14 protein-coding genes and 1 tRNA gene are annotated in these 15,969 nt (G+C 58.8%); 6 read left to right on the top strand and 9 right to left on the bottom strand.

What is annotated here, in order from left to right:
• Nucleotides 1-71 precede the first annotated feature (71 nt).
• Nucleotides 72-143, bottom strand: a tRNA-Gln gene (locus HMPREF2787_RS04260).
• A gap of 282 nt (nucleotides 144-425) precedes the next feature.
• Here HMPREF2787_RS04260 and HMPREF2787_RS11135 point away from each other — a divergent pair.
• Both HMPREF2787_RS11135 and HMPREF2787_RS04255 read left to right on the top strand, forming a co-directional pair.
• A complete protein-coding gene (locus tag HMPREF2787_RS11135; protein ID WP_168163230.1) occupies nucleotides 426-710 on the top strand; it encodes a hypothetical protein in 285 nt (94 codons plus the stop codon).
• On the top strand, nucleotides 628-1,836 hold the full coding sequence (locus tag HMPREF2787_RS04255; RefSeq protein ID WP_070858483.1) for a hypothetical protein: 1,209 nt from the start codon (nucleotides 628-630) through the stop codon (nucleotides 1,834-1,836). Before HMPREF2787_RS11135 ends, HMPREF2787_RS04255 begins: the two co-directional genes overlap by 83 nt.
• Here the strand turns inward: HMPREF2787_RS04255 and gltX are convergent.
• Complete coding sequence (gene gltX / locus HMPREF2787_RS04250) at nucleotides 1,820-3,307, bottom strand: glutamate--tRNA ligase (protein ID WP_070595744.1); 1,488 nt, start codon at nucleotides 3,305-3,307, stop codon at nucleotides 1,820-1,822. The genes HMPREF2787_RS04255 and gltX overlap by 17 nt on opposite strands.
• A 56-nt stretch (nucleotides 3,308-3,363) precedes the next feature.
• Nucleotides 3,364-4,077: a TIM barrel protein gene (locus tag HMPREF2787_RS04245; protein ID WP_241482426.1), complete on the bottom strand. Its 714-nt coding sequence runs from the start codon at nucleotides 4,075-4,077 to the stop codon at nucleotides 3,364-3,366.
• On the opposite strand from HMPREF2787_RS04245, the gene HMPREF2787_RS04240 reads away from it, so the two are divergent.
• A complete protein-coding gene (locus HMPREF2787_RS04240) occupies nucleotides 4,076-4,798 on the top strand; it encodes an SDR family oxidoreductase (protein ID WP_049190148.1) in 723 nt (240 codons plus the stop codon). The two genes, HMPREF2787_RS04245 and HMPREF2787_RS04240, sit on opposite strands and share 2 nt — an antisense overlap.
• Nucleotides 4,799-4,854: 56 nt before the next feature.
• Nucleotides 4,855-6,087, top strand: coding sequence for an isochorismate synthase (locus tag HMPREF2787_RS04235; protein ID WP_016422507.1), 1,233 nt, complete (start codon nucleotides 4,855-4,857; stop codon nucleotides 6,085-6,087).
• A 40-nt stretch (nucleotides 6,088-6,127) separates the two neighbouring features.
• Here HMPREF2787_RS04235 and HMPREF2787_RS04230 read toward each other — a convergent pair whose 3' ends face one another.
• From HMPREF2787_RS04230 to HMPREF2787_RS04220, 3 genes are all read right to left on the bottom strand, one after another.
• Nucleotides 6,128-6,916, bottom strand: a complete 789-nt coding sequence (locus tag HMPREF2787_RS04230; RefSeq protein WP_070858492.1) for a fumarylacetoacetate hydrolase family protein — start codon at nucleotides 6,914-6,916, stop codon at nucleotides 6,128-6,130.
• Nucleotides 6,917-6,981: 65 nt separating this feature from the next.
• Nucleotides 6,982-7,569: a 3'-5' exonuclease gene (locus HMPREF2787_RS04225; RefSeq protein ID WP_070858482.1), complete on the bottom strand. Its 588-nt coding sequence runs from the start codon at nucleotides 7,567-7,569 to the stop codon at nucleotides 6,982-6,984.
• A gap of 7 nt (nucleotides 7,570-7,576) precedes the next feature.
• Nucleotides 7,577-9,451, bottom strand: coding sequence for a DUF294 nucleotidyltransferase-like domain-containing protein (locus HMPREF2787_RS04220; RefSeq protein ID WP_070858481.1), 1,875 nt, complete (start codon nucleotides 9,449-9,451; stop codon nucleotides 7,577-7,579).
• 61 nt (nucleotides 9,452-9,512) lie between these two features.
• On the opposite strand from HMPREF2787_RS04220, the gene HMPREF2787_RS04215 reads away from it, so the two are divergent.
• The gene (locus HMPREF2787_RS04215; protein ID WP_070858480.1) at nucleotides 9,513-10,166 is read left to right on the top strand and encodes a mycothiol transferase; all 654 of its coding nucleotides are present in this window, start codon (nucleotides 9,513-9,515) and stop codon (nucleotides 10,164-10,166) included.
• 29 nt (nucleotides 10,167-10,195) lie between these two features.
• Here HMPREF2787_RS04215 and HMPREF2787_RS04210 read toward each other — a convergent pair whose 3' ends face one another.
• The 3 genes from HMPREF2787_RS04210 to HMPREF2787_RS04200 form a co-directional block, all read right to left on the bottom strand.
• On the bottom strand, nucleotides 10,196-11,212 hold the full coding sequence (locus HMPREF2787_RS04210; protein WP_141763268.1) for a 3-isopropylmalate dehydrogenase: 1,017 nt from the start codon (nucleotides 11,210-11,212) through the stop codon (nucleotides 10,196-10,198).
• Nucleotides 11,213-11,286: 74 nt separating this feature from the next.
• Nucleotides 11,287-12,810 (bottom strand): HNH endonuclease signature motif containing protein, encoded by a 1,524-nt coding sequence (locus tag HMPREF2787_RS04205; protein WP_070858478.1) that lies wholly within the window; start codon nucleotides 12,808-12,810, stop codon nucleotides 11,287-11,289.
• A gap of 201 nt (nucleotides 12,811-13,011) precedes the next feature.
• Entirely contained in the window at nucleotides 13,012-14,526 is a 1,515-nt protein-coding gene (locus HMPREF2787_RS04200) for an acetyl-CoA hydrolase/transferase family protein (RefSeq protein ID WP_069358808.1), read from the bottom strand.
• 289 nt (nucleotides 14,527-14,815) lie between these two features.
• Here HMPREF2787_RS04200 and HMPREF2787_RS04195 point away from each other — a divergent pair, with 289 nt between their 5' ends.
• Nucleotides 14,816-15,892 carry a GTP-binding protein gene (locus HMPREF2787_RS04195; RefSeq protein WP_070858477.1) on the top strand — a complete coding sequence of 359 codons (1,077 nt, stop codon included), beginning with the start codon at nucleotides 14,816-14,818 and terminating at the stop codon, nucleotides 15,890-15,892.
• The last annotated feature ends 77 nt before the right edge of the window (nucleotides 15,893-15,969 follow it).

Genomic DNA, 15,969 nt, shown 5'->3' with positions numbered 1-15,969 from the left:
TAGGCCGCTAGACGAACGGGGCTTAGAACTTTGCAGTTAGTGAATACATTCAACATTGAACTTCTTCACTGCTGGCCTACCAGGACTCGAACCTAGAATGACGGTACCAGAAACCGTAGTGTTGCCAATTACACCATAGGCCATCGCTGCTGAACGCAACGAGGAATAATATAGCCAATTCGCGCTAACAAGAGCAAATCACCTGGTCAAAGGCTCGTTTAAATTCACGCCCCCAACAAAGCCACCTCAGCAGTGCGCATAGCTAATGCATAACTAATGCAATGCATATAACTAACGCAGTCCCAGATCGAAAGCCCATTCGATCGCAGCTCAAAGCTGATCCGCCCTTCAGGAGACACTTCGTGGTGAAGCGGCTGGCAAACAGCCGACACACACCAAAAAACCAGACCTGAAAGGCAGGCACCATGACTTCCCCAACAACGACGGCAACATCCGCCCCCATCACGCTCGAGCTGGAGTTCTCCGACATCACGGAGCAAATGAACGGCACCATCGGTCGCGTCATCGGCACTGTCACTATCCGTCAGTTCGCGAAAATCATCTCGGCCCTCAACCTCGACGCCAACCCACGCGTGTCCCCGCACCGGCCGCATCACCGATGCCATCATGGAAACCATCGACACCACGCCGGAGCTCTTCGCCTACAAGTCCAAGGGTGTGCTCCTGGCCTCCACTCAGTTCACCAGTGACGACAATCTCTACCGCTTCACCTTCAGCAACCGTCGCATCGAAGGCATCCTCGACGGCGGTCACAACTCGCTGGCTATCGCACTGTTCGTTCTGGGCAAGCTCACTCCACCACCTAGCCGCAAAATCAAGACGTGGTCCGAAATGAAGGAGGTCTGGTCGGCGCGTACGGGAGAAATTGAGGAATTGCTTGCCGACGAAAGCCTCACCGAGCTCGATGCCCGTGTTCCGGTAGAGGTACTCGTGCCCGGTGCTCGGGACGAGGACACTGTGCAGGACTTCTCCGATGCTCTGCTCGATATCTGTGCCGCCCGCAACAACAATGCGGAGCTCAAGGCGGAAGCAAAGCTCAATCGCGCAGGCTACTTTGACGATCTGAAGCATGCTCTGCCTCAGGGAATTAGCGACAACGTGCAGTGGCGCACCAACGATACTGGTCGACTAAAGGTGGGCGATGTCATCGCTATGGCGTGGATTCCGCTGTCTTGTATTGACCTGCCGAAGGATGCCGACGGGAAGCAGATTGAAGCACCGACCCCCACCAGCCTCTACTCCGGCAAGGCCAAGCTGCTTGACCGCTTCGAGGATGTCATGAGCTCACCGGAGGTCACTAAGCCCAGCACTGAAAGCATCAATGAGCGCACCGAAGAGGTCGTTCTCTACAACGAGAAGGTCCGCAGCGCATTGAACCTCACGCGTGACTTCATCGATATTTTCGAGCGCATCAACGCAGAGCTACCCGATCTCTACAACAAAAGCGGCGGTAAATTCGGCGGCATCGATGCTGTTGACAAGGCCAATAAGAAGAATCCGCGGACTGGCAAGACTCCACAGAAGTACTCGAAGTTCTACCGCCAGCCCATCGGCTACGCGATTCCAGACGGGTTCATCTACCCGCTCGTGTACGCCTTTGCCGCACTGCTCAAGCAAAACGAGGACGGCACGGTCCACTGGGGAACCGACTGGCACGAGTTCTTCAACAACCACATGGGGTCGCTGGTCAAGGATTACCGCGAAACCTCCATGAATATGCTGAACCGCGACCCGCAGAAGGTGGGCAAGGAAGCGGGCTCTTACACGAACCTGCTTCGCTCAGCCCAGCTCGCGCTCTTTACTGAGCAGCAGTAACAGGAGTGACCTCGAGCGCCTTGCGCAGTCGGCCCAGGCTGCGGCTGCGACCAAGCAGCTCCATGGACTCGAACAGCGGCGGCGATACCTGAGCGCCAGTCACGGCCACGCGCACCGGGCCAAAAGCCTTGCGTGGCTTCAGCTCCAGGTCCTCGATGAGGGCCTTCTGAAGTGCAGCTTCAAGCTTCTCGGTGACGAAGTCCTCTTCGCTGAGCGGCTCCACAGCTGCAATGGTGGCCTCCAGGACAGCGACGGCGTCTTCCTTGAAGTTACGGCGTGCCGAGCGCTCATCGAAGGTGAACTCGTCCTCTTCCACAACTAGGAACTTCGAGAGGTCCCAGGCGTCGGAAAGCGTCTTCACACGGGTCTGCAGCAGCGTTGCCAGGAAAGCGAACTTATCCGCCGGGTAGTCGGCCGGGAAGTCAAAGTGGCTTTCCAGGTACGTGCGCAGACGCTGCTCGAAGTCGTTCGGATCGAGCATGCGGATGTGGTCCGCGTTGATAGCGTCGGCCTTCTTCTGATCGAAGCGAGCCGGGTTGGACAGCACATCGTGGATATCGAAGGCCTTGACCATCTCGTCCATCGTGAAGATGTCCTGGTCGCCGTCCATAGACCACCCCAGCAGTGCCAGGTAGTTCAGCAGACCCTCGCGGATGAAACCGTTATCGCGGTGGATGAAGAGATTGGACTGCGGGTCACGCTTGGACAGCTTCTTATTACCCTCGCCCATAACGAACGGCAGGTGACCGAACTCCGGGGTGAACTTGGCGACACCGATGCGCTTCAGCGACTCGTAGAGAGCGATCTGGCGCGGGGTCGATGGCAGCAGGTCCTCACCACGCAGGACGTGAGTGATCTCCATCAGGGCGTCATCGACCGGGTTAACCAGGGTGTAGAGCGGTTCACCGTTGGAGCGAGCAATGACGAAGTCCGGAACCAGGCCGGCCTTGAACTCGATACGACCGCGCACGAGGTCGTCGAAGACAATGTCCTCGTCCGGCATGCGCAGGCGAATCACCGGCTTGCGCCCCTCTGCACGGAAGGCTTCCTTCTGCTCCTCGGTGAGGTTGCGGTCATAGTTGTCGTAGCCCAGCTTCGGGTCACGGCCGGCGGCCTTGTGGCGCTCCTCAACCTCTTCAGCGGTGGAAAAGGCCTCGTAGGCTTCACCGGCGTCGATGAGGCGCTGCAATACATCGGCGTAGATGTCCTTGCGCTGCGACTGGCGGTACGGGCCGTGCGGACCGCCGACATCGATGCCCTCGTCCCAGTCAATACCGAGCCAATTCAGGGCCTCGATGATTGCCTGATAGGACTCTTCGGAGTCGCGAGCGGCATCGGTATCTTCGATGCGGAAGACCAGCTTGCCACCAGTGTGACGGGCATATGCCCAGTTGAACAGGGCAGTGCGGATGAGGCCAACGTGCGGGGTACCGGTTGGCGACGGGCAAAAGCGTACGCGAACATCTGACATGCTTTCCCACGATACCCGCCCTCCCACCTGCAGGCATGCATAGGGTTTGCATAGGGTTACAGAGCCCACTCCCCGGCCACTTCGCCGGCGTATCCGGCGGCGCGCAGCCGCTCAACCCAGCTGCGCAGTGGTGCCTCACCGGTGCCCGGCGCGCCGCGGCCTGGGAAATCGGCAATCTGGACGTGCGCCGGCAGGCTCACTCTTCCGGTCTCCACATCAGCGAGCCAAGCATCCACGTCGACGCCATTAGCTGCAAAATGGTAAAAGTCCGCGAGCACACCAGCACCAGTCTGTTGCGCTAGCTCGTCGGCTTGCCAGGGATCTGTAATGGGATAATCGCTCATCCCGGACAGTGGCTCAATCAATGCGCGAACCCCGCTGAGCTCCAGCTGGGCAGTAATCTCAGTCAGTCTTTGCACCTGCAAGTTCGTTAGCTCCCCCGAGCGCCCCAGCAGCACGTTCGAGCATTTCAGCCCAGTGGCCCGCGCAATCTGGCTCACTGCCTCCAGATGCCCCGCGGGCAGCCCATCCGTATCGAGCACTCCTCGCTGCCCCGCTGCCATGTCCCCTCCCCACAGATTCATGGCATAAAGACCGAGGCTGTCGTCAAAGAGGTCACAAAAAGCGGAAACCTCATCGGGTGCGGGCACTGCGAGGTCAAAAGGCCACCAGAATTCCACGGCCGCGTAGCCGTCGTCACGCGCGGCGTTGACGGCGTCGTGCGGGGACATGTGTGCGTAGACCGTAGAACAGTTAATAATAGTGCTCATGACCAAAACGGTAGTAGTAACTGGTGGCGGCGCGGGCATTGGTCGCGAAATTGCTCTGGCTTTCGCCTCCGATGGCTGGCACGTGCATATCTGCGGCAGGCGTATCGACGCGCTCGAGGCCGTTGCCGCCGAAGCGGACAACATCACCTTCTCCAGGTGTGACATCACCGACCCCGAGCAGGTCCGTGCGATGTTTGAGGACGCGCAGGTAGCTACGGGAACCATTGATGTTGCGGTGCTCAATGCGGGGCTGCCCGGCACGCCCGCAGAGTTCGGAGAGACCGACATTGAGGACTTCCGGGCGGTCATCGATACGAATGTGGTCGGCTCGTACCTATGCGCACGCGAGGCGTTCGCGCGGATGAAAGCGGGGCGTGATGGGAAGGCGGACCAAGCAGGCGGCCGAATCCTGGTCAACTGTTCTATCGCGGCGCAGGTACCGAGAGCCCATACGGCGGCGTACGCGACGTCGAAAAGCGCGCTTGCCGGAATGACCCATGTGCTTGCCCTGGACGGACGCGAGTATGGCATTACGGCAACGCGCATTGACATTGGCAATGCGCAGACTGACCTGTTGGGGACGTTCACAGGCAGCGAGCCAATGTTCGATGCCACGCAGGCTGCGGAGACCTTCCTCTACGCCGCGAATCTGCCGGCGAGTGCAGTCATTGATCAGCTGACGATTACCGCTGCGGGTATGCCCTTTTTGGGTAGGGGTTAGCCTGCCCCTTAAACTGGAGCACAACTGGGTTTAGATTGAGGAGGCGGGTTAGGGCTATGTCCATGGAAAACCACCCCTCTCTGGGCGGCGGAAACGAAGAAGAGAAGCAGGAGAATTCTCACCCGTCGAACGACCCTGCAGCGACTCCGAAGCGTTCGACGCGCTGGGATACGTCCCGCCCGACCACCGCTCCGGACTTTTTGCTCTCCCGGGCACACGGCTCCATCCGCACGCAAGGTATTGAAGAGCAGCTTTCCGACCCCTGGCTCGCGGCCGAGGGACTGCACTCGGGCATTCACAAGATGGTGGTCGGCGCATTGCCCTTCGACTTGGACAAGCCCGCCGCCCTGACCGTTCCCCGGGAAGTCATCCGCTCCTCGCAGCCGCTGGAGCCACCCGCGCACTACCGTTGGAACGCACCGAAGCCCCACGCCAACATCGTCGCTTACGATCCCCCGCTCGACGAGCACGCTGAGCGCATCGCCGCAGCCATCCGCACAATCGAGTACTCGGCGCTGGAAAAGGTCGTGCTCGCGCGCGCCGTGGAACTCGAAATCGATCCCCCGATTGACCCACTCCTACTCGCATCGCGGCTTATCGACGGATCCCCCAACCGCGATGGCTTTGTCGTGGATCTCTCCCCCGCCGGTTCCGATTATGAGGGCAAGTTGCTCATCGGTTCCTCCCCGGAGATGCTGGTCCGCCGTACGGGCGACATCGTTGAGGCGTTTCCCTTGGCCGGGTCGCTGCCGAGGTCCCGGAATGAAGAGGTGGACCGGGCGTCGGCCCGTCGTTTAGCGGACTCGCGCAAGAACCTGGACGAGCATGCCTTCGTCGTCGACGACATCGCCGACAACTTGGCGCCACTGTGCAGTTCGCTGGATGTTCCGGACAGCCCCGAGCTGATGAGCACCGCCGAGATGTGGCACTTGGCCACGCATATCCGCGGTCGGTTGAAGGATCCGTCGCTGTCCGCGCTGGATTTGGCGCTGGTGGTGCACCCGACACCAGCCATTTGTGGCACGCCGACGGAATCCGCCTTCGGCGTTATTCAGGCCGTAGAGACCAACCGCGGCTTCTACTCGGGCGCTGTCGGCTGGTGCGATGAGAATGGCGACGGTGAGTTCGTGGTCTCCATTCGCTGTGCCGAAATCGACACTGAGGGGTCCGTGGCACGACTATGGGCCGGAGGCGGCATTGTGTCGCACTCCGACCCAGAAGAAGAAGTCACGGAGACCAGCGCCAAGATGGGCACTGTACTCCGCGCTTTTGGAGTTAAGGGCGCTTAAGCCAGGGCGCATAGGCCCTAGCAGCTTAAGCCCTGGCAGCTTAAGCCCGCTCCACAGGGTTGGCCAGCTTGCCGATACCCGGGATCTCAATCTCGATGCGGTCACCCGGGAACATCGCAGCGGTACCGGCCGGGGAGCCGGTGCAGATGACATCACCCGGCAGCAGCGTAATCGAGGCAGTGATGAACTCGATAATCTCCGGGATGGACATAATCATCTGGTTGGAGTTGGAATCCTGCTTGGTCTCGGTAACACCCTCGTGAGTCAGATGCGCCTTGATTGGCAGCTCGTTGTAGTCCAGCTCCGTCTGGATCCACGGACCAAGCGGACAGAAAGTATCGATGCCCTTTGCGCGCGCCCACTGACCATCGGCAAACTGCAGGTCACGGGAAGAAACATCATTGACGATGGTGTATCCGAAGATCACATCTTGAGCGTTTTCCTTCTTGACGTTCTTGCACGGCTTACCAATAACCAGCGCCAGCTCGCCCTCGAACTCAACGTTGGTGGCGAAATCCGGAATGCGAATCGGCGCTTCCGGGCCAATGACGGCCGTCGGCGGCTTAATGAACATCGTCGGCGGCAGCGATTCTGCCGACTTCTTGAACACCTCGGCGACGTGGTCAGCGTAGTTACGACCAATAGCGATGACCTTTGACGGCAGCATTGGGGCGAGCAGACGTACGTCGGCAAGCGGCCAGGAACGGCCAGTCTTATTCAGCTGACCGAAAGGGTGCCCTTCGATCTCGTGCAAAGTAACTTCATTGCCTTCGCCCTCAACGAGCGCGAAGCACATGCCCTCTGGGTGGGCGATTCGAGCAATACGCATAAAAATAGGGTACACGTCACATTGCGATAATTATGCAACGACCCCCACTCTCTATACTCTGCGCTCTAAACTCCGCGGGATTGCTGCGCAAGCCACACCAGCGCACAGGCCAACGCATCGTTGAACGCGTGATGGGCCTTAAAACGGGGAATGCCGTACTTGTCGCACAGTGACCACAACCGCAGCTCATCACGGACCGGCTCACGGTTGGCCCGCAGAATCGCGTCGTACTCACGTGTCATAGTGTCCGCCACCGGCACATCAAAACGCGCATCGAAGTACTTCCGGCACAACGGATCTAGGAAACCAACTTCCATCCGCGCGTAGTGCGCCAGCAACTTCCGTCCCCGTAGAGCTTCTAACAGCTTGCCGACGGCCACCTCTGCCTCTACCCCGGTTGCGACCATGTCGTCGGTAAGCCCATGCACCGTCGCCGACTCGCCGACGCTCACCTCCTCGCGCTCTGGGCGAATGAGAAGGTGACCCGACTCTTCCAGCACGATGTCGCGGCCTTCGACGGCAACCCAACCGATGGAAAGCAGCTGATCCTTGGAAGGATCCAGACCGGTGGTTTCCACATCGACCGCGAGCCAAGCATTGTCGCGGATAGGGGTGTCCAGGAGTTTCTTGCGGGGTTTGAAAAACTTCAACATTGCGCGCTCACGACATCGCCCGGATGGGATATTTCGCCCCGAGACTCTGCTGCAACTTGCGGATAACACCAAACGCATCGCGCAGGTGCTCGCGTTCCAGGCTGGAGAGACGCTTCGGGTAGATGTGGTTATTCGGCTGCTCGCCAGCGTTGAACTGGGCCTGCTGGTGATGAAGCTGCACCGTGCACAGGAACTCGAACGCATCCGCCAGATCCTGCGCACCCTGACGGCTCACGCTTCCGGCACCCGCACTCGCCGCCAAGCGTTCACGTGTGGACAGCTGCGGCAGCCCGGCCGCCACAGTAAATAGGCGCGCCATCTGCACCACAGCAGCAGTTCCCCCCTTCTTGATGTCCAGGGTCTCTGCGTGCTCGCCGCCCTTCTCCAGCACCAGGCCACGGAAGAAGCCGAGCGGCGGCTCCCGCCAGGCCGAGAGCTTGGCCAAGTGCGCGTGCAGGCGCTGCGACCCCTGGGCCAGCGGCAGGTAGGCCGCACGAAGGCCCTCCACCAGTTGCACATCGCCCGCTACCGCTCGCATGTCGAAGAAGGTCTGTGCATGTAACAGGGCCTCCGCCTCCGGTGCCGTAATCCACCCGTGGAAAGTGCGCAGCCACTGCGACTTGGTCATCCGCCACGCAGGATTGCTGGCCATCATGTCCCCTGGACAGAGCGGATAACCGACTCGGTCGAGGTTGGTGCAAATCTCGTCGCTAAGCGCGGCGAAATAGTCAGCATGAGCGTCGGCGTCGTAATCGTCGGCGAGGACCAGCGCATTGTCCTGATCGGACGCGAGCCCCATCTCTCCGCGCCCATGCGAGCCCAGTACTGCAAAGGCATAGCTAACCGGTGGCGGCCCAAGCTTTTCCTCCGCAAGCGCCACCAGGCGTCGGGTGACAGCATCGGCCACGGCGGTCAGCAGCTTGGCGACCTCCTCCCCCGAATCACCTCGGTCAATAAACCGGCCCACAATCCGCCGTGCGTTCTGAGCAATCTCCGCAATCTCGGAGATATCGCTCTTTCGCGCCAGCGTCGCCGTCGCGTACACGGGATCGGTGTGCAGACTGCGCAGGAGGTCGCCAATGACAATCATGCCGACCACCCGCGTCCCATCGTGCACCGGCAGATGATGGTAACCGCGCTCGGCCATCAGCAGCATGGCCTCGAAGACCAGCAGGTCGGGACTGATAGTTTCCGGGTTCCCGGTCATCACTTCGCTTACGAGACTCTCCGCCGGCTTGGCTTCTGCCAGCACTCGACGACGGAGGTCACGGTCAGTGATGATGCCGACGAGCGAGCTCTGGTTGGCGCCTGCAGACTCCATCACGAGCAGACTGGAGACATTCCGCTCCGTCATAATCTGCGCCGCCTCTTGTACTGTCGCATCAGCACTGCAGGTCACCAGCGATGTTTCCATCAGGTCCGCAACCCGTGTGCGCAACGACTCCGATGCCGCAGTACTCCGCAGCTTCGATGCCACTGCGCGAATGCGCGCGTTTTCACCGCCGTAATAGCGCCGGACCTCTACGAACTGGTCATTGAGCTGGTCAAAGACCTCCTTGGAGATCACCAGGAATACGCAGTCCTCCACTGCCGTCATCGTGTACAGCGAGGGGTCACTGCTCAGCAGCGTCGAATAGCCGAAATGATCTCCCACATCTCGCCTGTCCAACAGCGTGCCAGCTGGGTCAAAGAGATCCACCATGCCGGAGCGAATAATGAAACAGCTGTTGTTATCCGCACCCGCCCGGATAATCTCCGTTCCACGACGGGCATAGCGCATGGTCAAAAGCGGTGGGATAGTCGCGCGCTCTTCATCGTTGAGGTCCGAAAAGGGGCGAGTATGGCTGAGGAAGTCTGCGATTTCCGCAAGCTCGACGGTCATGGGGTCAATTATCCCCTATTTTTGCTCCCAATAGGACTGATTTGCGGGAATACTCGACCTTATGACCAATTCCACACACAGCGCTTCAACAAATTCCGAATGGCCGCTCGACGCCCACATCCTCGGCAGGATGGACAAGCTCGCGGCACTCGTCGCCACGCTTGACGACGACACCTTCAATGCAACCCTCCCCATCCCAGCCATTAACTCCCTGGCCGTGCTGCTACGACATGTGACTGGATCCGCGAGGTACTGGCTCGAGCGCGTCTGCCTTGGGCGTGATTATGTCCGTGATCGCGATGGGGAGTTTTCTGCTCATTGCAGTGTTTCGGAAGGGCTGGAGATTTACCACCGTGACCGCGCGGCCATTGAATCGGCGCTGGTGGAGTTGCAAGGCGTGGACCGCGCTGGTGCTCCTGCTGTTATTCCTACCGATAAGGACCGTTGGTGGTGCGGCAGCATCGAAGGCGTGATTGTGCATGTCTTCCACGAGGCGGCTCAGCACCTGGGACATGCGGAGATTACGAGGGATGCGCTAGTGGCAGGACTGGGAGGGGATGATTCCGATAACGGCGCAGGAAGCTCATCCCCATACCCCCTTGACACCATCATCGATGTACTTCGCCAGGTCGGACATGCGTCGGACTTCATCGAGCACACCGCCGACGGTAAGACTCACATCACTACCGTCGATGGCAAAACTGTGATTGCCTAGCCCTCTCCCCCCCCCTATTTTTTACTGCGCTACTTCAAAGCAGCAGCAATGCGGTCGCCAACCTCAGCGGTCTTGATCGGGCCACTACCGCGAGTAGCCATGTCAGCTTCCACAGCAGCCTCGATGCGCTGGGCGTCTTCCTCACGACCCAGGTGGCGCAGCATCATGGCACCCGACAGAATGGCTGCCGTCGGGTCCGCGATCCCCTTGCCAGCAATGTCTGGCGCGGAGCCGTGAACGGGCTCGAACATGGACGGGTTGGTATTGGAGGCGTCAATGTTACCGGACGCCGCCAGGCCGATACCGCCCGACACTGCACCAGCCTCATCAGTAATGATGTCGCCAAAGAGGTTGTCGGTGACGATGACGTCGAAACGCGAAGGATTAGTGACGAGGTAGATCGTCGCAGCGTCGATGTGCGAGTAATCGACATCTACCTCTGGGTATTCCTTAGCGACCTCACCGACCGTGCGCTGCCACATACCGCCACCGTGCACCAACACATTGGTCTTGTGGACAAGGGTCAGCTTCTTACGACGGGTCATAGCCAGCTCGAAGGCGTAGCGAACAACGCGCTCAGCACCGAAGCGGGTATTGACGGAGGTCTCGTTGGCAACCTCGTGTGGCGTGCCGACGCGAATCGCACCGCCGTTACCGGTGTAGGCACCTTCGGTTCCCTCGCGGACGACCACGAAATCAATTTCGCCCGGGTTCTTCAGCGGTGACTCGACACCCGGGAAGAGCTTGGACGGACGCAGGTTGACATGGTGATCCAGCGCGAAGCGCATCTTCAACAGCAGGCCGCGCTCGAGAACACCCGGAGGAACGTTCGCCGGGTCACCGATAGCACCGAGCAGAATAGCGTCGTGCTCACGCAGGGAGTCAAGGTCAGCGTCGGTAAGCAGTTCGCCATTGCGCAAGTAGCGACGCGAGCCGAGGTCGTACTCGGTAGTGTCGAACTCGCCGATGGCGGCCTTGAGCACCTTCAGCGCCTCTGCCGTAACTTCCGTGCCGATGCCATCACCCGGGATGACGGCGATCTTCAGCTTTCCTGCCTCAGTCATTTTTGAGATACCCTTCTCACTATATGGACACAAATGAGTGTAGCAGAACCTAGCGCTCACTCCCCGTCACTGTCTGCGCGATTTTTACCATCTCCATCGTTTTCACAATCCACCCCGCCTACTGCTCTCTCCTTTTCCATATCCCGCCGCACCTTATCCACTAGGCCGCGGAGACTGTCATGCAATTTGCGACGCTTTTCATTGTGTTCAGATAGCGCAGCAGTCTTCTTTTCTGTCTGCGAGGCAAAGGTATACCGACCATGCCCGGTGTGCTCTTTTTCCGACTGCGCAAACGGCCCTTCATCACAAGAGAGGAACGTCCAAGCTTCGATCCCATCATCACCTCGAACAACTCGCCACATACCGGCAGTTTTGAGGTTGTGGTGCCTTCGACAGAGACAATGGAGATTATCTGTGTGCGTGACCCCTTCCTTTTGCCGCTCACCACCGGAAAGGCTGTGATCAAATTCCACAATATGGTCGATATCGCACTTTTCCGCAGGGACATCGCAACCAGGAAAACTACACACACCATCACGGGCGCGCACGAATGCACGCTGAGACTCGGAGGGCCGATACCCCTCAACCGCACTATCCCCCAGCACCCGCAATGCCGATACCCGCTTCAGCCAAGACTCGGCCACCAGCGAAGAAAGCCAACCAGCCCCAGCGAGCCACACTGGAGTGTTTTCCGGTTCGCCATCCTCCCCGGGAGAGAGCACTCGGAAGAGTTCCAGATTCACCTCCACCTCACAAGTACCGCGTAACGCATGCATGAAAGCTGCCGCGCGACTCACTTTCATCTTCTTAGCCACTGCGTCGATAATTGCAAGGGCTTCCACTGCATGATGCCGCTCGAGGACAGTAGTCAGTGTCGTAACTCCAGCGTCACCATGTTCATCAACTGCGATAAACTCCTTAGCCGTCATACGATCGCCAAAGTAGTCGAGAGCCGCAGCTTGAACCTCCCGTACCTCCTCCGACTCCACGGGATTATCCGCCGACTCTCCATCCACCTCGACCTGGTATGCCGCCGCATCAATTGCAGCATCTACGGTTGCCTCCACATTCCGGGCCAGGACCCTATCAGCCTGCAACCCAGCGACATCCACATCACGTGGCCGCACTTCCAGAGCACACTCACCAATCACTCGCTGCACCCGCGTTGCCATCGCACGCACGCCACGGAGCGCCTCCCCGTCGCGCCTAGGCTTAACGACGTCCACGAGACCCGACTCCACTGCGTCAACCTTGTCATCGGCTACAGGCCGGGTATGTTTACCAAGCATTGCCAAATGCCTCATTGACAAATGCCCGCGCTCCTGACACATTTCCGCTAGGTGCGGCATACGTCCAAGCATGTAACCAATTTCCATATATTTGTTCACTTCGGCGCGTGAGATTCCAAGCACCACCGACCAATAAGCCAAATGAGCTTCGACATCGCCATCATCTGGTGGTGCGACCCGCTGAGCGATAACCATCTGCAGACGATTAATCTCGCGCATCACTTCAGCGAGCGAATGAGCCCTCACCTCATGGCTGAACCGAAATTCCCCACACGATTCCAACTCTGACATTGCACTGTCCCCTCCCTAACGAGGTCCCCTAACGAACAGTTCTTTATCAATTCGCCCACACCATATCCCCCACCCCGGATTCAAACCGCTGCGCACCCCAAAAATCTCCACATTATTCGAACACTATTTCGAACTGGGACCGAAAGAAAATCCCGCCCTACGACGCAAACCTCGTCGTAAAGCGGGAACCGCACTAGAAACCTAGTCGACCGGCTTCATGGAACCGTTTTCGAGGAAACGACGGTGGAAGTCGTAAGAAGTACCCAGGTCATGTGGAGTGTGCAGGTACGGGGTCGCCTTCTCAGCACGCTCAACGTATTCGAGCAGCGCCTCCTTGTACATCGGGTGCGCACACTTCTCAATGACAACGCGGGAACGCTGACGCGGCGCCAGCCCACGGAGGTCAGCCAGACCCTGCTCAGTGATGATGACCATCACGTCATGCTCAGTGTGGTCAACGTGAGAGACCATCGGCACGATTGCGGAAATATCGCCATTCTTCGCCAGCGACGGCGACACGAAGGTGGAGATATAGGCGTTACGGGTGAAGTCACCGGAACCACCAATGCCGTTCATCATGCGCGAACCAGCTACGTGGGTGGAGTTGACGTTGCCGTAGATGTCAGCCTCAATCATACCGTTGGTGGTAATCAGCCCCATGCGGCGGACCAGACCCGGGTTATTGGAGATGTCCTGCGGACGTAGAACGATTTTCTCGCGGTAGTCAGCGGCATTCTCGTTCATACGAGCTGCATATTCAGGAGACAGCGAGAATGCGGTACCGGAAGCCACGGTCAGCTTGCCAGCATCCATCAGGTCGACCATGCCGTCCTGGATAACCTCAGTGAAGGAGGTCAGGTTCTCATACTTGGAGTCGAGCAGGCCTGCGAGCACAGCGTTCGGAATGTTACCGACACCCGACTGCATCGGCAGCAGGTTCTCCGGCAGACGACCGGCCTTGACCTCCCCATCGAGGAAGTCGAGCAGGTAGCCGGCAATGGCCTTAGAGTCATCGTCCAGCGGCTTGAACGGCGAGTTACGGTCCTCGGCGTTCGTCTCGACGACAGCGACAACCTTATCGACATCGATCTGAACATCCGGAGTGCCGATGCGGTCCCCCGGGTTCACAATCGGAATCTCCTTACGGTTCGGAGGCAGCCCAACACTGTAGATGTCGTGCATACCCTCGAGATCCTCGGACTGCCAGGAGTTGACCTCAATAATGATCTTCTCTGCAGCATTCAAGTAAGAAATGCTGTTACCAACCGAAGAGGAAAGAATCAGGGATCCATCGGCCTTAATGCGAACAGCTTCGACCACAGCAACATTGACCGGGCCAAAGAAGCCCTGCTCAGTCATCGGGCCAGAGTGCGACAGGTGAATATCACTATAAAAGGCATCGCCTGCATTGATACGGTTACGCATTCCCGGGTCGGACTGGTACGGCATACGCCACTCAACACCATTGGCCTTCGCCAGCGCACCATCAAGTTCCGGAGCGGTAGACGCTCCGGTCAAGACCTTAATCTTGAACTCGTCGCCACGCTCGTGAGCGGCCTCCATACGCTCAGCGAGAGCCGGCGGGACAACCTTCGGGTAGCCAGCACCGGTAAATCCGGCAAAGCCCACCATGTCTCCATGGTTGATGAACTGCGCCGCCTCCTGCGCGGTCATCACCTTGGATTTGAGACCAGCATGGGCAATACGATCTGACATGAATTCACCTTTCTATATCCCCCAACGCGACTATCGGGGGTAGCACTTCGAACACCAAAGCACACCCCCAACCCTATCAACGAAGCGGTTAGCGCCTTTCATTCAGATGCCCGAAAGCGCCCCCATTTTAGGCACATTCCATACGTCACTAAAGCCGACTACAACACCGTTTTATGCCCTACGTCACAACTGGTCGACAATCAGCCATGCGACACATTTACAACCCCTCACATAGCCCAATTCATGCACTAGTTATTGATAATCATTTTCAGTACGCTAATCTTGTCGGGTGACTTCTACCGAATTTTCTGATAACACCACCCAGACCACTCCCGTCACCGTCCTGTCCGGATTCCTGGGCGCCGGCAAGACCACCCTCCTGAACAACCTCCTGGCAAACTCACAGGGGCGCAAAATCGCGGTCATCGTCAACGACTTCTCGGAAGTCAACGTCGACGCCGCCCTCATCGAGCAGGGCACATATCTCGAGCGCGGCGAGGACCGTTTCATCGAAATGTCCAACGGCTGCATCTGCTGCACGCTGCGAGATGACCTCGTTGAAAACGTCGGCAAGCTCGCGCGCAGCGGCAAGTTCGAGCACATCGTCATCGAATCCACCGGCATCTCCGAGCCCATGCCAGTCGCCGCTACCTTCGAGTGGGAATTCGACGACGGCCGTCGCCTCGCCGACATCGCCCCCATCGACACGATGGTCACGCTCGTCGACGCCTCTACATTCCTCGACAGTCTCCGCCAGGGACGCGCACTGCCTGACGACGAACGCACGGTCGCCGACCTCCTTGTCGACCAGGTGGAATTCGCCGATCTCATCCTCATCACCAAATCCGACCTCGCAGGCGAAAAGCTCACCGGCGGTACCGAGGAAACGATCCGCGCAATGAACCCCCGCGCACGCATCGTCCGCGTGACTAACGGCGAAATCGCCACCTCTGCCATTCTCGACGCATCGCTTTACGACGAAGGTACCGCGGCCACTTTCCACGGATATGCAGAAGAACTTGCGAATCCCCACACCCCGGAGACTGAAGAATACGGCATTTCTTCGGTTGTTTTCCGAGGCAACCGACCCTTCGACCGCGAACGACTGATTAAGGCTCTCCGCGGCACAAAGGGGCTCGTACGATCCAAGGGGCACTGCTGGATTTCCGACCGCCTCGAAGTCGCCCACGTGTGGAGTCAGGCGGGGCCGAACCTGAAAATCACCCCTGCCGTCATGTGGGCGCAGACCGATGTCCCACCATCCAATGAGGTCGTACTCATCGGTGTGAAATTTAACCCAGAGGCCACACTGCAAGCGTTCGAGGACGCGATGCTGACCGACGAAGAAGTGCGGGAATTGCTGTAACAAAGCCCCTGGAAGAGCGCCGATAAACGACCCGCTGAAGCGATCAGAGTGTCATAAATCACTTCTCAACCTGCGGG

It is taken from the genome of Corynebacterium sp. HMSC061H03, from assembly GCF_001838215.1.
Classification (GTDB): Bacteria; Actinomycetota; Actinomycetes; order Mycobacteriales; family Mycobacteriaceae; genus Corynebacterium; species Corynebacterium jeikeium_D.
The sequence above is the reverse complement of the archived record's forward strand: the minus strand, read 5'-3'. Positions and strand labels throughout refer to the sequence as shown.

Bases quoted from the DNA above. Each gene is read 5' to 3' on its own strand.
- HMPREF2787_RS11135 (WP_168163230.1), top strand. From the start codon at position 426: ATGACTTCCCCAACAACGACGGCAACATCCGCCCCCATCACGCTCGAG.
- HMPREF2787_RS04215 (WP_070858480.1), top strand. From the start codon at position 9,513: ATGACCAATTCCACACACAGCGCTTCAACAAATTCCGAATGGCCGCTC.
- HMPREF2787_RS04235 (WP_016422507.1), top strand. From the start codon at position 4,855: ATGTCCATGGAAAACCACCCCTCTCTGGGCGGCGGAAACGAAGAAGAG.
- HMPREF2787_RS04255 (WP_070858483.1), top strand. From the start codon at position 628: ATGGAAACCATCGACACCACGCCGGAGCTCTTCGCCTACAAGTCCAAG.
- HMPREF2787_RS04230 (WP_070858492.1), bottom strand. From the start codon at position 6,916: ATGCGTATTGCTCGAATCGCCCACCCAGAGGGCATGTGCTTCGCGCTC.
- HMPREF2787_RS04220 (WP_070858481.1), bottom strand. From the start codon at position 9,451: ATGACCGTCGAGCTTGCGGAAATCGCAGACTTCCTCAGCCATACTCGC.
- HMPREF2787_RS04200 (WP_069358808.1), bottom strand. From the start codon at position 14,526: ATGTCAGATCGTATTGCCCATGCTGGTCTCAAATCCAAGGTGATGACC.
- HMPREF2787_RS04240 (WP_049190148.1), top strand. From the start codon at position 4,076: ATGACCAAAACGGTAGTAGTAACTGGTGGCGGCGCGGGCATTGGTCGC.
- HMPREF2787_RS04245 (WP_241482426.1), bottom strand. From the start codon at position 4,077: ATGAGCACTATTATTAACTGTTCTACGGTCTACGCACACATGTCCCCG.
- HMPREF2787_RS04225 (WP_070858482.1), bottom strand. From the start codon at position 7,569: ATGTTGAAGTTTTTCAAACCCCGCAAGAAACTCCTGGACACCCCTATC.
- HMPREF2787_RS04205 (WP_070858478.1), bottom strand. From the start codon at position 12,810: ATGTCAGAGTTGGAATCGTGTGGGGAATTTCGGTTCAGCCATGAGGTG.
- gltX (WP_070595744.1), bottom strand. From the start codon at position 3,307: ATGTCAGATGTTCGCGTACGCTTTTGCCCGTCGCCAACCGGTACCCCG.